The 21,594-nt window shown below is 63.1% G+C and carries 16 protein-coding genes and 1 tRNA gene; 13 read left to right on the forward strand and 4 right to left on the reverse strand.

Annotated features, from left to right (window positions below; translation table 11 throughout):
• Positions 1 to 13: 13 nt before the first annotated feature.
• The 10 genes from ASD28_RS23215 (at position 14) to ASD28_RS23260 (ending at position 13,062) form a co-directional block, all read left to right on the forward strand.
• On the forward strand, positions 14 to 1,381 hold the full coding sequence (locus ASD28_RS23215; protein WP_056134043.1) for a UDP-glucose/GDP-mannose dehydrogenase family protein: 1,368 nt from the start codon (positions 14 to 16) through the stop codon (positions 1,379 to 1,381).
• Positions 1,378 to 2,391 carry an NAD-dependent epimerase/dehydratase family protein gene (locus tag ASD28_RS23220; protein WP_056134046.1) on the forward strand — a complete coding sequence of 338 codons (1,014 nt, stop codon included), beginning with the start codon at positions 1,378 to 1,380 and terminating at the stop codon, positions 2,389 to 2,391. Before ASD28_RS23215 ends, ASD28_RS23220 begins: the two co-directional genes overlap by 4 nt.
• The gene (locus ASD28_RS23225) at positions 2,388 to 3,428 is read left to right on the forward strand and encodes a bifunctional UDP-4-keto-pentose/UDP-xylose synthase (protein ID WP_056134049.1); all 1,041 of its coding nucleotides are present in this window, start codon (positions 2,388 to 2,390) and stop codon (positions 3,426 to 3,428) included. The genes ASD28_RS23220 and ASD28_RS23225 overlap by 4 nt, the downstream gene beginning before the upstream one ends.
• A gap of 52 nt (positions 3,429 to 3,480) precedes the next feature.
• Complete coding sequence (locus tag ASD28_RS23230; protein ID WP_056134051.1) at positions 3,481 to 4,623, forward strand: FAD-dependent monooxygenase; 1,143 nt, start codon at positions 3,481 to 3,483, stop codon at positions 4,621 to 4,623.
• Positions 4,624 to 4,824: 201 nt separating this feature from the next.
• Positions 4,825 to 5,394, forward strand: coding sequence for a Spy/CpxP family protein refolding chaperone (locus ASD28_RS23235; protein WP_056134055.1), 570 nt, complete (start codon positions 4,825 to 4,827; stop codon positions 5,392 to 5,394).
• Between the two features lie 288 nt (positions 5,395 to 5,682).
• Positions 5,683 to 7,680 carry a M13 family metallopeptidase gene (locus ASD28_RS23240; RefSeq protein ID WP_056134058.1) on the forward strand — a complete coding sequence of 666 codons (1,998 nt, stop codon included), beginning with the start codon at positions 5,683 to 5,685 and terminating at the stop codon, positions 7,678 to 7,680.
• A gap of 95 nt (positions 7,681 to 7,775) precedes the next feature.
• Positions 7,776 to 9,842, forward strand: coding sequence for a M13 family metallopeptidase (locus ASD28_RS23245; RefSeq protein WP_056134786.1), 2,067 nt, complete (start codon positions 7,776 to 7,778; stop codon positions 9,840 to 9,842).
• A 151-nt stretch (positions 9,843 to 9,993) separates the two neighbouring features.
• On the forward strand, positions 9,994 to 11,625 hold the full coding sequence (locus ASD28_RS23250; protein WP_082577622.1) for a glycosyltransferase family 39 protein: 1,632 nt from the start codon (positions 9,994 to 9,996) through the stop codon (positions 11,623 to 11,625).
• Positions 11,626 to 11,671: 46 nt separating this feature from the next.
• Positions 11,672 to 12,670: a glycosyltransferase family 2 protein gene (locus tag ASD28_RS23255; protein ID WP_082577621.1), complete on the forward strand. Its 999-nt coding sequence runs from the start codon at positions 11,672 to 11,674 to the stop codon at positions 12,668 to 12,670.
• Complete coding sequence (locus ASD28_RS23260) at positions 12,667 to 13,062, forward strand: GtrA family protein (RefSeq protein WP_056134064.1); 396 nt, start codon at positions 12,667 to 12,669, stop codon at positions 13,060 to 13,062. The genes ASD28_RS23255 and ASD28_RS23260 overlap by 4 nt, the downstream gene beginning before the upstream one ends.
• A gap of 47 nt (positions 13,063 to 13,109) precedes the next feature.
• Here ASD28_RS23260 and ASD28_RS32920 read toward each other — a convergent pair whose 3' ends face one another.
• The 4 genes from ASD28_RS32920 to ASD28_RS23280 form a co-directional block, all read right to left on the reverse strand.
• Entirely contained in the window at positions 13,110 to 14,738 is a 1,629-nt protein-coding gene (locus ASD28_RS32920; RefSeq protein ID WP_229412299.1) for a hypothetical protein, read from the reverse strand.
• Between the two features lie 618 nt (positions 14,739 to 15,356).
• Positions 15,357 to 17,213, reverse strand: coding sequence for a hypothetical protein (locus ASD28_RS32925; RefSeq protein ID WP_229412298.1), 1,857 nt, complete (start codon positions 17,211 to 17,213; stop codon positions 15,357 to 15,359).
• 393 nt (positions 17,214 to 17,606) lie between these two features.
• On the reverse strand, positions 17,607 to 18,713 hold the full coding sequence (locus ASD28_RS23275; RefSeq protein ID WP_056134068.1) for a hypothetical protein: 1,107 nt from the start codon (positions 18,711 to 18,713) through the stop codon (positions 17,607 to 17,609).
• 49 nt (positions 18,714 to 18,762) lie between these two features.
• Positions 18,763 to 19,641: a cytochrome c5 family protein gene (locus tag ASD28_RS23280; protein ID WP_056134069.1), complete on the reverse strand. Its 879-nt coding sequence runs from the start codon at positions 19,639 to 19,641 to the stop codon at positions 18,763 to 18,765.
• A 192-nt stretch (positions 19,642 to 19,833) separates the two neighbouring features.
• On the opposite strand from ASD28_RS23280, the gene ASD28_RS23285 reads away from it, so the two are divergent.
• The 3 genes from ASD28_RS23285 (at position 19,834) to ASD28_RS33375 (ending at position 21,552) form a co-directional block, all read left to right on the forward strand.
• Positions 19,834 to 19,909: transfer RNA gene (locus tag ASD28_RS23285), tRNA-Arg, on the forward strand.
• A 125-nt stretch (positions 19,910 to 20,034) separates the two neighbouring features.
• Positions 20,035 to 21,261, forward strand: coding sequence for a site-specific integrase (locus ASD28_RS23290; RefSeq protein WP_056134072.1), 1,227 nt, complete (start codon positions 20,035 to 20,037; stop codon positions 21,259 to 21,261).
• 57 nt (positions 21,262 to 21,318) lie between these two features.
• The gene (locus tag ASD28_RS33375) at positions 21,319 to 21,552 is read left to right on the forward strand and encodes a helix-turn-helix domain-containing protein (RefSeq protein ID WP_162252955.1); all 234 of its coding nucleotides are present in this window, start codon (positions 21,319 to 21,321) and stop codon (positions 21,550 to 21,552) included.
• Positions 21,553 to 21,594: the final 42 nt, after the last annotated feature.

Consider the following 21,594-nt stretch of genomic DNA (forward strand, 5'->3'; position numbering starts at 1 on the left):
TCTGTAGAAGATCATGAAAATTTCAGTTATCGGGACTGGTTACGTCGGACTGGTGTCTGGCGCCTGCTTCGCCGACGTCGGCAACACCGTGCTGTGCCTGGACGTCGATACGCGCAAGATCACGATGTTGAAGGACGGGATCATCCCGATCCACGAACCCGGCCTGGACAACCTGGTCCAGCGCAACGCCGCCGCCGGCCGCCTGCTGTTCTCGTCGAACTACGACGACGCCGTCAGCCACGCCGACATCATCTTCCTGGCCGTCGGTACGCCGCCGGACGAAGACGGCAGCGCCGACCTGACCCACATCCTGTCGGCCGCGCGCAGCATCGGCGAGCGCCTGACGAAGCCGGCCGTGATCGTCGACAAGTCGACCGTGCCCGTCGGCACCGCTGAAAAAGTGAAACGCGCCATCGCGGGCGAACTGGAGAAACGCGGTGTGAACGTCGCGTTCCACGTCGTCAGCAACCCCGAATTCCTGAAAGAAGGCGCCGCCATCGACGACTTCATGAAGCCGGACCGCATCGTGGTCGGCTTCGACGACCTTGAGGCCGGCAAGCAGATGCGCCAGCTGTACGCGCCGTTCAGCCGCAACCACGAGAAATTCGTCGAGATGGACATCCGCAGCGCCGAGCTGACCAAGTACGCGGCGAACGCGATGCTGGCCACCCGCATCAGCTTCATGAACGAGCTGGCCAACCTGTCCGAACTGCTGGGCGCCGACATCGAGGCCGTGCGCCTGGGCATCGGCATGGACCCGCGCATCGGTCCGGACTTCCTGTACGCCGGCATGGGCTATGGCGGTTCCTGCTTCCCGAAAGACGTCAAGGCGTTGATCAAGACCGCGTCCGACCACAAGAAGGAACTGCATCTCCTGACCGCGACCGAGAAGGTCAACGAGGAACAGAAGAACGTGCTGTTCACGAAGCTGGTGCGCTTCTTCGGCGGCGCGAGCAACCTGAACGGCAAGACGATCGCCCTGTGGGGCCTGTCGTTCAAGCCGAATACGGACGACATGCGCGAAGCGCCGAGCCGCATCCTGGTCAAGTCGCTGTTCGACGCGGGCGCCAACGTGGTCGCCTACGACCCCGTCGCCAGCACCGAAGCGAAGCGCGTCCTGGTGGCCGAGCATGGCGAGGACCAGTGCAATACCCGTCTGCGCATCGTCGAGTCGGCCAAACAGGCCGTCGAAGGCGCGGACGTGCTCGTGCTGGTCACGGAATGGAAGGAATTCCGCGCGCCGGACCTGCCGTTCCTGGCCGAGAACCTGAAACTGAAGGCCGTGTTCGACGGTCGTAACATCTACGATCCGGACGCCTTCGCCGCCGCCGGCCTCGTCTACGAAGGCATCGGCCGCCGTTCAGGGAAAGTCGAGCAATGACGGAAGCAGTGAGCAACAAGGGAACGATCCTCGTCACCGGCGCCGCCGGCTTCATCGGCAGCGCGGTGGCGGTGCGCCTGACCGCCATGGGTCACACCGTGGTCGGCTGCGACAACTTCAACGATTACTACGACCCGGCGCTGAAGCACCACCGCGTCGAGGCGCTGTTGAAGCCGGCCGGCGTGCCGTGCGAGACCGTCGAACTGAGCGACGGGGAGCAGGTGGCCGCGCTGTTCGAGCGCGTGAAGCCGGCGCTCGTCGTGCACCTGGCCGCCCAGGCCGGCGTGCGCTATTCGCTGAAGAACCCGGCCGCGTACGTACAGGCGAACCTCGTCGCGTTCGGCCACATGCTGGAAGCGTGCCGCAACCACAAGGTCGAGCACCTGCTGTACGCGAGCAGCAGCAGCGTCTACGGCGCCAACGCCAAGACGCCGTTCAGCGAGGACGACGTCACCGACGCGCCCGTGTCGCTGTATGCCGCGACGAAAAAGTCGAACGAGCTGATGGCCCATTCGTACAGCCATCTGTACGGCATTCCGACCACCGGCCTGCGCTTCTTCACGGTGTATGGACCGTGGGGCCGCCCGGACATGGCTTACTTCAGCTTCGCGCGCAAGATGCTGGCGGGCGAGGCGATCCCCGTGTTCGCCGAAGGCAAGCTGTACCGCGATTTCACCTATATCGACGACATCGTCGAAGGCGTCGTCCGGTTGCTGTTCAAGCCGACGACTCCGGCAGGCAAGCCGCCGCACGCCATCTTCAACATCGGCAACCAGACGCCGGTGCAGGTGCTGGACTTTATTCGCACGCTGGAAGGCGCGCTCGACGTCAAGGCGACACTGGACTTCCAGCCGATGCAGCCGGGCGACGTGCCGGCCACGCACGCCGATACCAGCAAGCTGCAGGACTGGGTGGGCTACAAACCCACGACGTCACTGGAGACCGGTTTGCGTGAATTTGCGCGGTGGTATAATCGGGCGATACGTGAAAATGTTTCCTACCTGAAATGAAAAAAGTCCTCATCCTCGGCGTCAACGGTTTTATCGGCCACCATCTCTCCAAGCGCATCCTGGAGACGACCGATTGGGAAGTGTATGGCATGGATATGAACTCCGAGCGGATCGCGCATCTGCTGGACCATCCCCGCATGCACTTTTTTGAAGGCGACATCACCATCAACAAGGAGTGGGTCGAGTACCACGTCAAGAAGTGCGACGTGATCCTCCCGCTGGTGGCGATCGCGACGCCGTCGACGTACGTGAAGGAGCCGCTGCGCGTCTTCGAACTGGACTTCGAGGCGAACCTGCCGATCGTTCGCTCGGCCGCCAAGTACAAGAAACATCTGATTTTCCCGTCGACGTCGGAAGTCTACGGCATGAGCCCGGACTCGGAATTCGACCCGGAGAACTCGGAACTGGTCTACGGCCCGATCAACAAGCCGCGCTGGATCTACGCCTGCGCCAAGCAGTTGATGGACCGCGTGATCTGGGGCTACGGCATGGAAGGCCTGAACTTCACGCTGTTCCGTCCGTTCAACTGGATCGGCGCCGGCCTGGATTCGATCCACACGCCGAAAGAAGGCTCCTCGCGCGTGCTGACCCAGTTCCTCGGCCACATCGTGCGCGGCGAACCGATCCAGCTGGTCGACGGCGGCCAGCAGAAGCGTTCGTTCACCTATGTCGACGACGGCATCGACGCGCTGATGCGCATCATCGAGAACAAGGACGGCAAGGCCACCGGCAAGATCTTCAACGTGGGCAACCCGGTCAACAATTATTCGATCCGCGAACTGGCCGGCATGATGCTGGACCTGGCCGCCGAGTACCCGGAATATCGCGAGACGGCCAAGCAGGTGAAGCTGGTCGAAACGAGCTCGGGCGCCTACTACGGCACCGGCTACCAGGACGTGCAGAACCGCGTGCCGAAGATCGAGAACACGGTCTCGGAACTGGGCTGGAAGCCGCAGGTGTCCATGCGCGACGCGCTGGTCAAGATCTTCGATTCGTACAAGGACAAACTGGGCGACGCCGAGCAGCTCAACACCTGATCTGCGTTCGACCCTCGTTGAAAAGGCTGCCGCGGCAGCCTTTTTTATTCACATGCACATAGCCATTCTCGGCGGCGGCGTGGCGGGTGTCGCCAGCGCGATCGCTCTCAAACTGAAAGGCCACGACGTCACCGTCCACGAACGGCGCGCCGGCGACGCGAACATCGGCGCGGGCATCGTCGTGTGGCCGAATGCCGCCTTCGTGCTGGCGCAGTTCGGCATCCTGGACGACCTGGCGGCCGTCGCGGGCCACCCGCGCGCGATGCGCCGCCTGTCGCGTGCCGGCGCGGACCTCGGTGCGCTGGACATCGGCCTGATCGAGGCGCGGATGGGCTATCCCAGCCTGTCCGTCCTCAGGAGCGATTTCCAGCGCATCCTGTCGGCACGGCTGCAGGCGCTGGGCGTCGCGGTCCGGTATGGCCGCAACGTCGCGCGCATCGAACCGGGCGCGGTCGTCCACTTCGACGACGGGACGACCTTGACGGCGGATCTCGTCGTCGGCGCCGACGGCCGCATGGCATCGTGCGCCCGCCGCTACGTCACGGGCGGCAACACGCCCATCTACCAGGGCTTCATCAACTGGATCGGCGTCTGCGAGGGCGAGTTCGACGTGGACACGATCTCGGACTATTGGGGCACGGGCGCACGCTTCGGCATCGTGCCCGTCGCGCGCGACAAGGCGTATTGGGCCGGCGGCGCAGCGCAGGCCACGATCGGCGCGCGCGATCCGGACGCTTATCGGGACGAGCTGCAGCGCCTCTTCGCGGACTGGCCGGAACCGGTACGGCGCATCGTCGCCACCACGCCCGCCGCGCGCATCAACAAGATATACGTGCACGACCACGATCCCGTACCGACCTGGTACCGGGACAACCTGGTCATCATCGGCGACGCGGCCCATGCGGCCCTGCCCACGTCCGGCCAGGGCGCATGCCAGGCGCTGGAAGACGCGTGGCACCTGGCGAACTGCATCGAGGCGCATCCGGGCAATGTGGGCCAGGCCCTGCAAGCCTTCACCGCGCTGCGCTTCCAGAAGACGGCCGGGATCACGATGGCCGGCCGCGGCCTGGCGGCGTCGCTGTTCAACCGCGACGAGGCGTTCTGCCGCGAGCGCGACCGCGCCAGCCGGCACGCGGACTACGCGGATCTCGCACGGGCGATGGCGGATGGGTGGAGCCGGCATCTGCCGCTGTAAGTACGAGATGTCAATACGACCTCGGGGTTCTTGTTAATCCTTGTATCTGCCAGCAAACACGGCGTAAGTATTTGTAAAGTGCCCGGACAGGGTGGGGGGCGGAGCATATAGTCCTTATCAGTTTTTCTCTCTCTCTCCACTCTTGAAGTGGTCTTTGCCCACGGTTCCCCCACCGTGGGCTTTTTTCTGCCCGGAGCCCAAATGATCACGACCCGGTTCGCCCGCGCTGTCCTGTGCGCGCTCGCCATCGGCAGCGCCGTCCCTTCGTTCGCCGTTCCGCTGATGGACATGCGCGCCGACGACCTGCTGTTCATGTCCGCCGACGTAAAGAAATCCCTGAGCCTGACCCCGAACCAGCAGACCTTGTGGAACCAGATGGAAGGCCGTTCGCGCTCCATCCTGCGCGAGCGCCAGCGCCGCCGCGAGACGCTGCAGGAACAGGCGAAGACGCTGCTGGCGAAGCCGGAGGTCGAATTGCGCGACCTGAACCGGGCCGTCGAGGCGGAAGCCGCGGCGACCAATACCGAGGACAAGCAGCTGCGCGAAGCGTGGCTGGAAGTGAACGATGCGCTCGACGACAAGCAGCGCGCCCAGGTCGCGACGTTCATCGGCGAGCAGTTGATGCGCGTGGTGCCGGAGGGGCGTTCGGGCACCGAACGCGGCGGCGAACGTGGCGGGGAGCGCGGCGGCGGCCGTCCGGGCGGCATGGGCGGCCACGGGCGTGGCGGGATGGGCGGCCCCGGCGGGGCGTCGATCAATCTCGGCGGCTGAGTCGTACATACAATGTATCGTTAAGTAAAAATCCGCTGCCGTTCGCTGATTCGACTATCCTTCCCCGCTAGAATTGGTGCCGCTGCGCAACCGATAACAACGATAGTCATGAGCATCAGCGAAGTCCTCAAGCGCCGGCTGCTGGCGATGCTCGTGCAGAGCGCGGCGACGGCGGCCCGGTGTATCGGCACACCGGGCCGTGTTACATTCGCGGATGGCCACAAGCCACCCCGCAGCACACAAGGACCCCTCTTGAAACGATACCTTCTCAGTACCCTGACCTTTTCCATGCTGACTACCTTCGTCTCCGCGGCAACCGCGGCGGCGGACCGCGCCGGCATCGACACGCAGTACATCGACCCGAGCGTACGCGTGCAGGACGATTTCTTCACTTACCTGAACGGCAAGTGGCTCAAGACGACCGAGATCCCCGCCGACCGCTCGAGCTGGGGCACCTTCATGAAGCTGCGCGAGGACACGCAGCCGCAGCTCCTCGGCATCATCGAAGCGGACCAGAAGGACCCGCACAAGAAAGCCGGCACCGATGCGCAGAAGATCGCCGACCTGTACACGAGCTTCATGGACGAGAAGAAGCTGGAGACGCAGGGCTACAAGCCGCTGACGGGCGAACTGCAGCGCATCCGCACCCTGAAGGACAAGAAGGGCGTGCCGGACCTGATCGCGCACCTGTCGAAGATCGGCGTCGCGACGCCGTACGGCATCGCCGTGGCGCAGGACGCGAAAGCGTCGACGAAGTACGCCACCTACATCCGCCAGGGCGGCCTCGGCATGCCGGACCGCGACTACTACCTGAAGGCGGACGACGCCAGGATGGCCGCGGCCAAGGCGAAGTACGAACAGCACGTCGCGAAGATCATGGCGCTGGCCGGCGACAAGGACGCCGACGCGAAGGCGAAGGCGATCGTCGCGTTCGAGACGGCACTGGCGAAGGCGCAGTGGACGAAGGTCGAACTGCGCGACCCGAACAAGAGCTACAACAAGATGGACGTGGCGCAGCTCGCCGCGCTGACGCCGGGCTATGACTGGAAGGCCGCGTTGGGCGCCGCCGGCGTGGGCAACCGGATCGACTACGTGATCGTCGGCCAGCCGAGCTACCTGCAAGGCCTCGACAAGCTCCTCGCCGACACCGACCTCGAGACCGTCAAGGCGTACTTCCAGTGGCAGCTGCTGCGCGAATACGCGCCTTACCTGTCGAAGGCGTTCGTCGACGCGGACTTCGATTTCTACGGCAAGACGCTGACCGGCGCGGACGTCAACCGCCCGCGCTGGAAGATCGGCGTGTCCGTCGTCGAAGGCGCGCTGGGCGAGGCGCTGGGCCGCGAATACGTGGCGAAATACTTCCCGCCGGAGCGCAAGGCGCGCATGGAGGAACTCGTCAAGAACGTCCTCGCCGCGTACCGGGAATCGATCGACCAGCTCGACTGGATGGGCCCGGAGACCAGGAAGGAAGCCCAGGCCAAGCTGGCGAAGTTCACGCCGAAGATCGGCTATCCAAACAAGTGGCGCGATTACACCCGCCTGAGCGTCAGGAGGGATGACCTGGTCGGCAACGTGATGCGTGCCGCGACCTTCGCCTACAACCGCAACATCGACAAGCTGGGCAAGCCGATCGACCGCGAAGAATGGGGCATGACGCCGCAGACGGTGAATGCGTACTACAACTCGCGCATGAACGAGATCGTGTTCCCGGCCGCGATCCTGCAGCCGCCGTTCTTCGATGCGAGCGCGGACGACGCCGTGAACTACGGCGGCATCGGCGCCGTGATCGGCCACGAGATCGGCCACGGCTTCGACGACAAGGGCAGCCAGTCGGACGGCGAGGGCAATCTGCGCAACTGGTGGACGCAAGAGGACCAGGCGCGCTTCAAGGCCAAGACCGACATGCTGGTCAAGCAGTACGAGGCGTTCGAGCCGCTGCCGGGCTACCACGTCAACGGCGCCCTCACGCTGGGCGAGAACATCGGCGACAACTCGGGCCTCGCCATCGCGTACAAGGCTTATAAAATCTCGCTGCACGGCCAGCAGGCCCCCGTCATCGACGGCCTCACGGGCGACCAGCGCTTCTTCATGGGCTGGGCCCAGGTGTGGCGCTCGAAGATGCGCGAGGCGCAGCAGATCGTGCAGGTGAAGACCGACCCGCACTCGCCGGGCCAGTTCCGCGCCAACGGCACGCTGCGCAACCAGGCCGCGTTCTACGAGGCGTTCGGCGTGAAGGAAGGCGACAAGATGTATTTACCGCCGGAGCAGCGCGTCACCATTTGGTAACAAAAACGGATCGCCATCAGCGATAATCACGAGCGGCGGTACCCCCGCCGGCCCCACCATCCCACCCATAACAACCCGAGGGAGATGAAGAGATGATGAAGAAGCACACCCTGTTGAGCGCCCTGACCCTGGCGCTGCTTGCCAACGCCAGCCACGCGGCGGAAGGCGCCGCCGCCAAGAACACGGCCATGAAGAAGGGCCAGACCCTGGCCGCCGGCGTCGCCACCGAATACATCGATCCGGCGGTCCGCCCGCAGGACGATTTCTATGAATACCTGAACGGCAAGTGGATGAAGACGGTCGAGATCCCGGCCGACAAATCGAGCTGGGGCTCGTTCGCCAAGCTGCGCGACGACACGCTGCCGCAGCTGCGCGGCATCATCGAGAAAGCCGCCGCCGGCAACCCGGCCAAGGGCACCGACGCCCAGCGCATCGGCGATTACTACGCCAGCTTCATGGACGAAGCGAAGCTCGAGCAGCTGGGCATCACGCCGCTGAACGGCGAACTGGCGAAGATCGCGGCGCTGAAGGACAAGTCCGAGCTGCCCGCGCTGCTGGCGCACCTGGGCAAGATCGGCGTGAACGTGCCGTACGATTTCGGCATCCACCAGGACAACAAGGATTCGACCAAGTACGTCGCCGACATCTATCAAAGTGGCCTCGGCATGCCGGACCGCGACTACTACCTGAAGGCCGACGACGCCAAGCTGGCCGACGCGAAGGCCAAGTACCTGACGCACGTCGAGAAGACGCTGGCGCTGGCCGGCGACAAGAACGCCGCCGCCAACGCGAAGGCGATCGTCGACTTCGAGACGGAGCTGGCCAAGGTGCAGTGGACCAAGGTCGAACTGCGCGACCCGATCAAGGCCTACAACAAGGTGCCGCTGGCCGACATGGGCAAGGTCGCACCGGACTACGACTGGAACGGCTACCTGCAGGCCACCGGCATCGCCGGCAAGACGACCTATGTGATCGTCAGCCAGCCGACCTACCTGAAGGGATTCGCCGAGATCTCCAACAAGACCTCGCTGGACACCTGGAAGGCCTACCTGACGATGCACCTGGTGGACGCGTACGCGAGCTACCTGAACAAGGCCTTCGTCGACGAGCGTTTCGACTTCTACGGCAAGACCCTGTCGGGCGTGAAGGAAATGGAACCGCGCTGGAAGCGTGGCGTGGGCGCGATCGAGCGTTCGCAGGGCGAGTCGCTGGGCAAGCTGTACGTGGCCGAGTACTTCCCGCCGGAGCGCAAGGCGCGCATGGAAGCGCTGGTGAAGAACCTGCTGGTCGCCTACAAGCAGAGCATCGACAAGCTGGACTGGATGTCGCCGGCCACCAAGAAGGAAGCGCAGGCCAAGCTGGCCAAGTTCACGCCGAAGATCGGCTACCCGAACAAGTGGAAGGATTACTCGGCCCTGGTCGTCTCGCGTGACGACCTGGTGGGCAACGTGATGCGTTCGCGCGACGTCGAGTACAACCGCGAGCTGAACAAGCTGGGCAAGCCGATCGACCGCGACGAGTGGGGCATGACGCCGCAGACCATCAACGCGTACTACAACCCGGAGATGAACGAGATCGTGTTCCCGGCCGCGATCCTGCAGCCGCCGTTCTTCGACGCCAAGGCGGATGATGCCGTGAACTACGGCGGCATCGGCGCCGTGATCGGCCACGAGATCAGCCACGGTTTCGACGACCAGGGCGCCCAGTACGACGGCGACGGCAACCTGCGCGACTGGTGGACCGCGGCCGACCACAAGAACTTCGAGGCCAAGACGAAGATGCTGGTCAACCAGTACAACCAGTTCGAGCCGATCAAGGGCTACCACGTGAACGGCGAACTGACGCTGGGCGAGAACATCGCCGACAACTCGGGTCTCGCGATCGCTTATAAAGCCTACAAGATCTCGCTGAAGGGCAAGAAGGCGCCCGTGATCGACGGCTTGAGCGGCGAACAGCGCCTGTACATGGGCTGGGCCCAGGTGTGGCGCACCAAGATGCGCGAACAGCAGCAGATCGTGCAGGTGAAGACCGACCCGCACTCGCCGGGCCAGTTCCGCGCCAACGGCACGCTGCGCAACCAGCCGGGCTTCTACGACGCCTTCAAGGTCAAGCAGGGCGACAAGATGTACCTGGCGCCGCAGGAGCGCGTCATCATCTGGTAATCCCGGCCCCAACGCCATCCCGCAGTCCGGGGATGGCGTTGTCGTTGTTAGCGGTCGCAAATACAACACGGTTACAACTTGATGCTCTTAAAGCTTGCAAATATGCTAAAGTTCGCGACGCTGTCCCATCGTTGACCTTTCCCCGACATACATGCAAGCGGTTTTCCAGAAACCCTCGTCCCGGTTCCTTTGCCTGGCTTATTTGTGCGCCGTCCTCGTCGGCGCGCTGGCCGTGTTCATGGCGAAGTCGTACCAGTCCGGTTTTTCCGGGGCGGATGAACCGTCGCACTTCCTCAACGGTTATTTTGTCTCCGATTACATTGCTCGCCATTTCGGCAGCAATCCGATGGGCGCGGCCACCGATTTCTACGTCCATTATCCGAAAATCTCGATCGGGCACTGGCCGCCGGCCTATTACGGCATCCTCGGTCTCGTATTCCTCGTACTGCCGCCGACCTTGCCGGTGATCTTCGCCGTCAACGTCCTGTTCGCCGCACTGCCGGCGATCGGCGTCGCCGCGGCGCTGTCCATGCTGGCCGACCGCCGCGCCGCGCTGGCCGGCGCGCTCGTCTACGCGGTGACGCCGCTGGTGCTCGAAGGTCACGTGATGTTCATGGCGGACCAGCCGCTGACCGCCTGCCTCGTCGCCGCCACCGCCGTCTGGATCGCGTTCAGCGTGCGTCCCGGCTGGGGCAGTGCGCTCGGGTTCGCGCTGCTCGCCGCAACGGCCGTGCTCGTCAAGGGCAACGGCTGGCTCGTCGTGTTCGTTCCCGTCTTCCACATCCTGCTGACGGCCAACTGGAAACTGCTGCTGTCGGTGCGGCTGTACGTCGCCGCCGCGCTGGCGGCCGCCATCGTCGTGCCGTGGTACATGCTGACGGCCAAGATCGCCGCCGACGGTTTCAACTATCAGGCCGGCCTGCCGTATGCGACGAAGGCGCTGTTGTACAACCTGCAGGCCCTGGGGCGGAACGTGACGCCCGTCGGCGGCCTGCTGGCCCTGTACGCCATCGTGGCCGAGTTCCGCGCACGCCGCGCCGAGCCGCAGCGCTGGACGATCGTCAGCGCCGCGATCAGCCTGCTGCTGGCGACCCTGCTGCTGCAGTCGCTGGTGCCGGTCGACATCGTCGAACGCTACATGGCGCCCGCGCTGCCGGCCGTCGTCGTGCTGGCCGTGCTCGGCGCCGTGCGCCTGCTGGCGCACCTCCGTGCAGGCATGCCCGCACCGGCGCTCGCCGCGTTGGCGGTCGTGATGGCCGTGCCGGGCATCGTGCACCTGGTCCAGCGCGCGCCGAAGGCCGATACCGGCATCGCCGCCGTGACCGACCGCCTGGCCGCCGCCAAACCCGTGCTGACCGTCATCGACGGCAGCGCCTCCACCGAAGGCTGGTTCATCGCCGACATGGCCGTGCACGACAGCGCGCTGCGCGGCTACGTCGTGCGGGCGTCGAAGCTGCTGGCCGACTCGAATTTCATGGGCACCACCTATACCCTCAAGTACCACGACACCGCGGACGTGCTGGCCGAACTGCACCGGCTGGGCGTCCAGCACGTCGTCATCGTGCGCGAGGGCGGCAAGGACGCCTATCCGCACAGCGCCCAGGTGCGCGAGGCACTGGCGCGCGCCGATTCCGGCTTCCGGCTCGGCCAGACCCTGCCGCACCAGTACCGGTCGGGCGTCACCGAAGTCTACGACGCCGTCGCCCCGGCCCGGCCCGACATCGCGGCCGTCCGCAACATGGGCCTGCCGGCCAAGGCGACGGCGCTCACCAAATTGCAGTAATCCCAGTTCACCCGTCACACAACAGTATCCGCAGCGAGGACGCAGCATGCCTTCCACACTGAAAACCAACGTATTGCCGATCGAAGCGGCCCGCGCCGCATATGCCGGCCTCGACATCGCAGTGATCCTGCCTTGTTATAACGAGGAGGCCGCCATCGGCGCCGTCGTCGAAGGCTTCCGGCGCGAACTTCCGCAGGCGCGGATTTACGTCTACGACAACAACTCCAAGGACCGCACGTCCGAAGTGGCCGCGGCCGCCGGCGCCATCGTGCGCGCCGAGACCCTGCAGGGCAAGGGCAACGTCGTGCGCCGCATGTTCGCCGACATCGATGCCGACATCTACCTGATGTGCGACGGCGACATCACCTACGACGCCGCGAGCGCGCCGGCGCTGATCGCCAAGCTCGTCGACGAAAACCTGGACATGGTCGTCGGCTGCCGTGTCGACTCGGAGGAAGCCGCCTACCGCGCCGGCCACCGCTTCGGCAATGCCCTGTTCACGGGCTTCGTCGCGCACCTGTTCGGCAACCGCTTCACCGACATCCTGTCGGGCTACCGCGTGTTCTCGCGACGCTACGTGAAATCGTTCCCGGCGCTGTCGAACGGCTTCGAGACCGAGACCGAGCTGACCGTGCACGCGCTGCAGCTGCGCATGCCGATCGGCGAACTGGACACGCCGTACGGCGCGCGCCTGGAAGGCTCCACCAGCAAGCTGTCGACCTACCGCGACGGTTTCCGCATCCTGCTGATGATCACGAAACTGTTCAAGAACGAGCGGCCGCTGCTGTTCTTCACGGTCCTGTTCGCGCTGCTGGCGCTGGTGTCGATCGGCGTGTCGATCCCGGTGCTCGTGACCTACCTCGAGACGGGCCTGGTGCCGCGCCTGCCGACCGCCGTGCTGGCCGCCAGCATGATGCTGCTGGCCTTCCTGGCGCTCACCTGCGGCCTCGTGCTCGACACCGTCACCCATGGCCGGCGCGAGATGAAGCGCCTGGCCTACCTGACCGTGCCGTCGGTCGGGGCCACGCGCGAGAAAAAGGCTTGAAGCAGTTCTTCCGTTTCTGCCTCGTCGGCGCGCTGGGCTTCGTCACCGACTTCGGCGTCCTGTACGCCGTCGTCAAGGGCCTGGGCCTCGGCCCCACGAGCGGGCGCATCGTGTCGTTCCTCGTGGCCGCCACGGTCACGTGGAAGGTCAACCGCCATTTCACGTTCGTGAAGCAGGACGCCGGCTCCGTGCGCGAGTGGCTGCAGTATCTGACGTTCACCGGCGTGGGCGGCTTCATCAACGTGGCCGTCTACCAGACCTGGCTCTGGTTCACCGACCACAGCACGCTGAACCTGTTCCTCGGCGTCGTGGCCGGGTCGGCGGTGGCGCTGATGTTCAACTTCGTGATCTCCAAGCGCGCGGTGTTCGCCGAGCGGCGCGCGGTGCAATAAAAGAAGGCCGCTCGAAGCGGCCTTCTTTCATGGTGCGGGTATAGCGATTACTGCGTCACGCTCGAGTAGGAGCACGACTTGACCTGGCCGCGTGCCGGGTCGCCGAACACGGCGTTGGTGCAGGCCACCGGACCGGTCACGACCTTCGAGGTGTAGATCGTGCTGGTGCCGTAGCGGACTTCACGCTTGCCGGTGAACGAGCAGGTGCCGTTTTCGGTGGCGCAGGCCGTGAAGGTCGGCGTGCTGGCCACCGGCGCGGCGGCCGTGGTCGTGCCGGCGTAGCTGCACGACTTGACAACGCCGCGGATAGGATCGCCGAACACGGCGGTCGTGCACGGGGTCGACGCGGTGATCATTTTCGACGTGTACACACCGTTCGCGCCGAAGCGGACTTCACGGGTGCCGCTGAACGCGCAGGTCGAGCCTTCGTTGCCGCAAGCGGTCCAGGACGCGGTCGTCGTGGTCGGCGCGGTGAGCGATTCGTACGCGCCGATGTCGATCTGGCCGACCACCGGACGGGCTTCGCCCGCAGCGACAGCCTTGTACTGCGCGACGGCCTTCAGCGACACGCCCTTGGCCGACACGCCCGGGTCCGAACCGGCATCGATCACCAGCGCGCTGCCGACCGGATGCAGGTCGTACGCGGCGCGGTTCGCGAAGCTCGGCGATGCCGAACGGTAGTTCGTCTTGTCGATCGTCGATGCCTGCGTGCTGAACGTGCCCACGCCGGCATAGATGTTGTTCTGGGCCACGGCCGGGGTCGGCACCTTGCCGCTGACGAACATGAACGTACCGCCGCTGCCCATGTCGTTCAGGAACGTGTTGTTGATGACGTACAGGTCGCTGCCGGCGTTGACCGCGCCTTCTTCACCGTAGGCCAGCATCGCCGAGTTCGAGTTCGAGGCCGGTTGCTGGATGATGTTACCGATGACGTAGGACGTACCGGCGTTCGGCAGGTCGATCTCGTACGACGGCTTGCCGGCGGCGGTGCTGCCCGTCTCGCCCGGGTTCAGGCTCGAGAAGCGGTTGTACGCGATCAGGTTGGTGTCCGCACGCGACTTCAGGTTGTGGCCGACGTTGGCGTCGTGCGAGAAGTTGTAGCGGAACGTCAGGCTCTTCACGTGGCCGATGTACAGGTTGTGCGACTGGCCGTCGCCTGCGCCGTTGTGGCCGAATTCGGTGTTCTCGATCACGACGTCGCTGTTCGCGTTGGCGTTCGCCAGGATACCGTTCTGGTTATCGTGGAGGAACGAGTTACGCAGCGTGAAACCGGCCGCTTCGAGGCGGAACGCGGCGCCGTTCGCGTCGGGCACTTTAGCGCCGTACATTTCGACGTTGTCCACGGTCAGGTTGTTGCCGTCGACGACCCAGATGCCTTTGCCACCGGCGTTCTTGCCGGCCGCATCGATCTTCGGACGGCCATTGACGCCGCGGATGGTCAGGTTGTGGCGCATGATGTAGCAGACGTCGCCGCTATACGTGGTGTTGCCGGTGATTTCGATGACGTCGCCATCCTTGGCGGCGGCGATCGCGGCGCACGGCTTGGCGTAGGTCTTGCCCGGGCCAACTGACAGCGTCGCTGCGGATGCAGTGGTCACACCTGCGAACGCCATCAGGACGGCAGCAGCAAGGTGCGATGCGGAGAATTGGGTGGTGCGCGATGCGGTTTGTTGCATGTCGATGTCCTCGTAAGCAGATTGCCTGTCAGCAGTTGTGCCTGCTGGAAAGTTGCAGAATACGAGGTTTGAGATCGACGGTTTGTAACGAAGTGTAACCGAAAATAGCTAAACGGCAAGCCTGAAAAGAGGCTAATTATTGTTCCTTTTAGCCTTATTTAGTAGAGCAAAAGAACATTTTGTGATCGCTTTTTCTAGCATCCACTACAAGAAAAAGGAAGTCTGAAACGACTTTTTACGGTTTTTCCCTATGGAATGTAATTTCCGGTGGAAAATTTATCGACAGAGCCAGAGTGACAATATGCATATCTGACTGGCAAGTGCCGAGCTGTCACCCGTTGTCGGAATGACTATGAAAAAAAATTTTCGAAATCAAGAGGATGTTGCGTTCACGCCGCAGTTTTTTTCGAAAAAATTTGTGTTGGCGACCAGCCCATCCGTGGACTGTACAGAAAAAGTTCAGTCCTGGAAACTATTTTATAAGGAAAAGTTGTATCTGGAGTAATTGCGGACTATTAATGAGACTTTGACGCCACAAACGGGCGCGGATCCGAGCGCCACAAAAACAAAAAACGCGGCACGAGGCCGCGTTTTTCGGAAGGGGACAAGCCCTGCGAATTACTTGTAGCTGCAGGACTTGGCGATCCTGTAAGCCGGGTCACCGAAGACGGCGTTCGTGCAGGCAACCGGACCCGTCACGGTCTTGGTCACATAGTAGCCGTTGGCGCCGTAGCGGACCTGGTGGGTACCCGTGATCGAGCAGGTACCGCCTTCGGCCGCGCACGCCGTCCAGGCGGTGTCGTTGGTGGCCGGCGCGGTCGGGGCCGGGGCCGGGGTCGTGGTGCCCGAGGTGCCCGAGGTCGCGATCGTGTTGCTGGAGTAGCTGCAGGTCTTCAGCTGGCCTTTTGCCGGGTCGCCGAACACGGAATTCGCGCAGTAGATGGAACCCGTGAACGTCTTGGTCGAGAACGAGGTACCGGCGCCGAAGCGGACTTCACGGGTGCCGCTGAACACGCAGGTGCCGCCTTCGCCGGAGCACGGAATCCACGACGGGCCCGTGGCCGCGGTCGCCGTCACGGTCGAGAGTGCGCTGGAATAGCTGCAGGTCTTGGCGACGCCGCGGATCGGATCGCCGAACACGGCGCTCGTGCACGCGGTCGAGCCGGTGACCACTTTCGACGTATAGATGCCGTTGGCACCGAAGCGGACTTCACGCGTACCGCTGAACGAGCAGGTCGAACCTTCGTTGCCGCAGGCAGTCCAGGTCACGGCCGTGGTGTTCGCAGCGTCGCCCGTCACTTCATAGGCGCCGATGTCCAGCTGGCCGGCCACCGGACGTGCTTCACCGGACGCGGTGGCTTTATATTGTGCGACCGGGGTCAGCGACACGCCCTTGGCCGACTTGCCCGGATCCGTACCGGCATTGATCACCAGCGCGCTGGCGGTCGGATGCAGGTCCCATTTGGCACGGTCGACGAAGCCCGGGGAGACCGAACGGTAGTTGTTCTTCACGATGGAGCTCGCCTGGGAGCTGAGGGTACCGATGCCGCCGAAGATATTGTTCTGGATCACCGCCGGGGTCGGGACCTTGCCGCTGACGAACAGGAACGTGCCGTCGCCATACTCGTTCAGGATCGTGTTGTTGATGACGTACAGGTCGCTGCCGGCGTTGATCGCGCCTTCTTCGCCGTAGGCCACGATGGCCGGGTTCTGGTTGGCGGCCGGCTGGACGATGACGTTACCGATGATGTAGGAGGTACCGGCGTTCGGCAGGTCGATCTCGTACGACGGCTGGCCGGTGGCGGTGCTGCCCGTTTCGCCCGGCGGCGTGCTGGAGAAGCGGCTGTACGCGATCATGTTGGTATCCGCGCGCGACTTCAGGTTGTGGCCGACGTTCGCGTCGTGCGAATAGCTGTAGCGGAACGTGAGGCTCTTCACGTGGCCGATGTACAGGTTGTGCGTCTGGCCGTCGCCGCGGCCGTTGTGGCCGAATTCCGTGTATTCGATCAGGATGTCGCTGTTCAGGTTGGCATTCGCCAGGATGCCGTTCTCGTTGTCGTGGATGAACGAATTACGCAGCGTAAAACCCGCGCCCTGCAGGCGGAACGCGGCGCCGTTGCCGTCCATGACCTTCGCGCCGTACATCTCGACGTTGTCGACCGTCAGGTTGTTGCCGTTGACGACCCAGATACCCTTGTCGGCCGCGTTCTTGCCGGCGGCGTCGATCTTCGGACGGCCGTTGACGCCGCGGATGGTCAGGTTGTGGCGGTTGATGCTGCAGGCATCGCCGCTGTACGTGGTATTGCCGGTGATTTCGATGACGTCGCCGTCCTTGGCGACCGCGATGGCGGCGCAGGGTTTGGCATAGGTCTTGCCGGGGCCGACGGACAGCGTGGCTGCGGAAGCGGAGGTCACACCTGCGAAGGCCATCAGAATGGTGGCAGCCAGGAGTGAATGGTTACGCAAAGTGTGCATGAGATTCCTCGTAAAGTTTCTGTGCGGGAAGTAATTCCCGCTGGCAAGATGCAGAATACGAGGTTTCTGTTCCGCTCTTTGTAACGGCGTGTAACAACAGTTGGTCAATTAAAAAGACCTGGAACAAAACGTTCGCCGCGCCGTTCAGCATTATGCATGCCAAAAATTCCATCTTGATGACGTCTTGAACATTTTATTCGGTCTTTTGGTGTTTGTGTTTCCTCAACCCAACTTTTATTCTCCCTATGAAACGCACGAGTTTTGGTAACCAGAGACCAATAGTTAAAAATTTATAAGAGGTCTTAGCGTTTAGGCACAACGCGGCCGTTTTCACTTTTTTGAGAAAAGTCAGCGGAAAAAACGCTTACGGCCGCGAAATGTTGCGTATAAGCGTCAGCGGCGGCCGGTGCCGCTCGTCCACGGATCCGCCGCCGGACCCGCTTTCAGGACGACCTCGTTGACCAGGGGCCGCAGCGTGAAGCCGGCACGGTCGATGAAGCCCGGTTTGTCCATGCGACGGTTGTCTTTCTGCACGGCGCTGCCCTGCGTGCTCACGGTGCCGGGACCGGCGAAGACATTGTTCTGGATTAGGGCAGGGGTCGATACCTTGCCGCTGATGAACAGGAACGTGCCGCTGCTGAAGTCGTTCAGGAAGGTGTTATTGATGACATACAGATCCTGGCCGGGATTCGTCGCTCCTTCTTCGCCATACGCCACGATGTTCGGATTGTCGTTGATGGCCGGCTGCTCGATCACGTTGCCGATGATGTAGGACGTGCCGGCGTTCGGCAGGTCGATTTCGTACGACGGCTTGCCGCTCGCCGTGCTGCCCGGCCGGCCCGGGGGCGTGCTCGAGAAGCGGTTGTACGCGATCATGTTGAACATCGCGCGCGACTTGAGGTTGTGGCCGATGTTGGCGTCGTGCGAATAGTTGTAGCGGAAGGTCAGGCTCTTCGCGTTGCCGATGTACAGGTTGTGCGTCTGGCCGTCGCCGTGACCGTTGTGGCCGAATTCGCTGTGCTCGATCACGACGTTGCTGTTGCGGTTCGCACCCATCAGGATGCCGTTTTCGTTGTCGTGGATAAAAGCCTGGCGCAGCGTGAAATTCGTGCCTTCCAGCCGCAGCGCCGCGCCGTTGCCGTCCATGACTTTCGAGCCCAGCATCTCCACGTTCTCGACCGTGATGTTGCTGCCGGTGACGACCCAGGTGCCCTTGTTGCCGAACTGGCGTCCGGCCGCGTCGATGACCGGCCGGCCCTGCACGCCGCGGATGGTCAGGTTGCTGCGGGCGATCGCACAGGTGTCGCCGCTGTACGTCCAGTCGCCGACGATCTCGATGGTGTCGCCATCCCTGGCGGCGGCGATGGCCGCGCACGGCGCGACATAGGTCTTGCCCGGACCGACCGACAGCGTGGCGGCGCCCGCAGCGCCGGCCGTGGTCAGCAGTGCCGCAGCGAGGGACAGGCGGATGACGGGGGTGTACGACGGTGACACGTTCATTCCTTATCTCATTCATGAAAAAACCGTCCCGCAGGACGGTTTTTCCGGCTTATTTCGCGGCCGCGACCATATAGTCCACCGCGGCTTTCACGTCGGCATCGGGCGCCGTGGAACCGCCTTTCGGCGGCATCACACCGGCCTTGCCCTGGAAGCCCTTGATGGCGTGCTCGTACAGCGTATTCGTGCCTTGCGCGATGCGCGGCGCCCATGCGGCCTTGTCGCCGAACTTGGGCGCGCCGGCGATGCCGGCGGTGTGGCAGGCCGTGCAGGCCGTATTGAACAGGGTTTTGCCCGCTTCGCTGTTGCCGGCCACGGCCGGCGTCGCGATCGCGCCCGCGGTGGGTGGCGTGCCCGGCGTCGCTGCCGGCAGGGCCGGGGCGGGTGCGGCTGCGGCCTGGGCCGGCGCCTGGGCGCCTGCCGCCGGGGCTTCCGGCTCCTTGAACTTGGCGCCCGACTGGTTGGTCATATAGACCACGGCGCGGGCGACTTCGATGTCGTCGAGATCGGGATTGCCGCCCTTGGCCGGCATGGCGCGGATGCCTTGCACGGCGTGTTGGACGAGGGTGTCGTAGCCCTGGGCGATGCGGGCGCTCCAGGCACTTGCGTCACCAGCCTTCGGCGCACCTGCTGCGCCCGAGCCATGGCAGGCGACGCAGGTGGCGCTATACACGGCCTGGCCCGATTGCAGCATCTTGGGCGCGTTCACGTCCTTGAACGCAAACCCTTCCTCGGCCACCGGGCGTACGCGCGTCGCGACGGCTTGCGCACTCTGGCTTTCGGACCCGGCGCCACCCAGGGGCTTGTTGGTGGCAAAGATCACCAGCAGGATGATGCCGATGACGATGACCAGGAAAAAACCAGCCACTGCGATGATCAGTTGCTTGGGAGTCCGGATAAAGGATTGGTGTTCGTTGTGCGCGTCGCTCATGATTTCCTTAATACAAATTAAAAAAACCTGCTTCTGCCCTGCGGAATACGTGGAATACTTATTTATATGCAATGCCGCCGGGCGATTATAGACCCAAAGACACTTGGTGGAAACGCAATTTCCCGCTGGAGCGGACGGTTGCCATAGACGACGCCCGGGAAAGACTGTATCCTTCGCATCGCTTCCTCCAGCGCGGCTGTAGCTCAGTGGATAGAGTATTGGCCTCCGAAGCCAAGGGTCGCTGGTTCGATTCCAGCCAGCCGCACCAAATTTCACTTTTAAATCAAGAGTTTATATTGATTGTCAAAAGGGTTTGGGGAGAATACCCCGAGAGTTTGGGGAGAAATATAAACTCGTATCGCAAAACTGTAGCTCCTAACCCCTGGAGCTACCATGAAAGTCAAAACCGGAAAAGTCGAGAAAAACATCCAATGTGAGCTGCGCAGCGGCTCCGTTCGGTTCTCTGTCGAGGTCTATCCTCTCAAGAAATCCCAACTCACGTTCGACCTGGACGAGTACGAACAAGGCCTGATGTGGGCCCGTCGTGAGCGTGTTGCGCTTTTGGAACAGAAGGCTGCTGCTAAGGCGCCTGTCGCCCCTCCTGCCCCCGTCCTCGAGCCTGGTACTACGCCTGACCACGTGTTCATCCAGGACATCCTGGACAATTACAGGGTGAACGTGCTGCCGGCTCTCGCCGGTGCGGCTGCCGATAGGTCCCGGCTCAAGCGCCTTGATGAGTGGTTCGGGCACCTCACGATTCGTGAACTGAAGAAACCGGTGCTGACGAAGTGGTTGGCAGACCGCACAGACGGATTGCTCGGCTCGGGCCGGTCTTCTGACCCGAAGCTCACAAAGCACGAACGGTATGCGCTGAAGAAAGCGGGCGAAGCAGAAAAAGTGAAGCCGCTACCACTGGTCAAGCCGTCGTCGCAGACAATGCGGCATGAGCTTGTTCTGATGCGTCGTGCCCTAACTTCTTACCTGCACACGCATGACCTATTCGAGGCACATGCGATGTGGCTGGCTTCTCAGCCTATCATGCGGTTCGATTTGCCTGACCAGTCCAAGCCGAGGACTGTGCGCGTCAACGAAACAGGCTTGGCTGCGCTTCTCGGGCATGTCGACAACCCGGCCCAGCGCGCCTACATCGGCCTAGCGATTATGACGACGCTACGGCGGGGGGAAATGTGCTCTCTCGAATGGTCAGACATTGACCTGACGCGTAACGTGGTCACATTGAAAGCGCCTGGTCACGAGCGCAAGACAAAAGTCGTGGCCCGGGAAATTCCCTTGCTGCCGCCTGCCGTGGACGTACTGAAACGGTACGGTGTGAAGTCGGAAGGGAAGCTGTTCCCGATTACACCAAGCGGAATCTCACAAGCGTTCCGTCGTGCCGCCGATAAAGCAGGACTGTCTAAGCTGCGCTTACACGACCTGCGCCGTGAAGGTATCTCTCGAATGCGCGACCGGCTGGGAGCCTCCTTAGAGGATATCGCCGTATTTTCTGGCCATCAGGATATCCTCACACTCCAGAAACACTACGTAAACGAGAACGCGGAACTCGTCGGTAACCGAATGGCACAGCATCCGGCTATGGACAAAATGATGTCGGCAACATGAGGAAGAAAATATAAAGGGTGGGGCTACACGGGTTCAGAACAACCCCTGGAGCCTGTTTTGAGATACCTGACCAAGGACGAAGTCGCAGGTCTGCTGCGCGTGTCGGTACGTACGATAACGACGTATATGAGCCAAGGCCTGCTGCCGCCACCGCTGCAGCTCGGCCGAAAGCTCTTATGGGACGAGTCGGCAGTAATTCAGCACCTGCAACCGAAGCCGAAACCCATTGTCGCCAACAAAACTGCGGGTCCTGCACGACCCGGCCGGCCACGGAAGGTGGTCCTGATTTGAAGGTAACAGCCCAGGCGACACCTTGGGCTGTTTGCTTTGTAG

This window comes from Massilia sp. Root133, from assembly GCF_001426525.1.
GTDB classification, from domain to species: Bacteria; Pseudomonadota; Gammaproteobacteria; order Burkholderiales; family Burkholderiaceae_D; genus Telluria; species Telluria orientalis.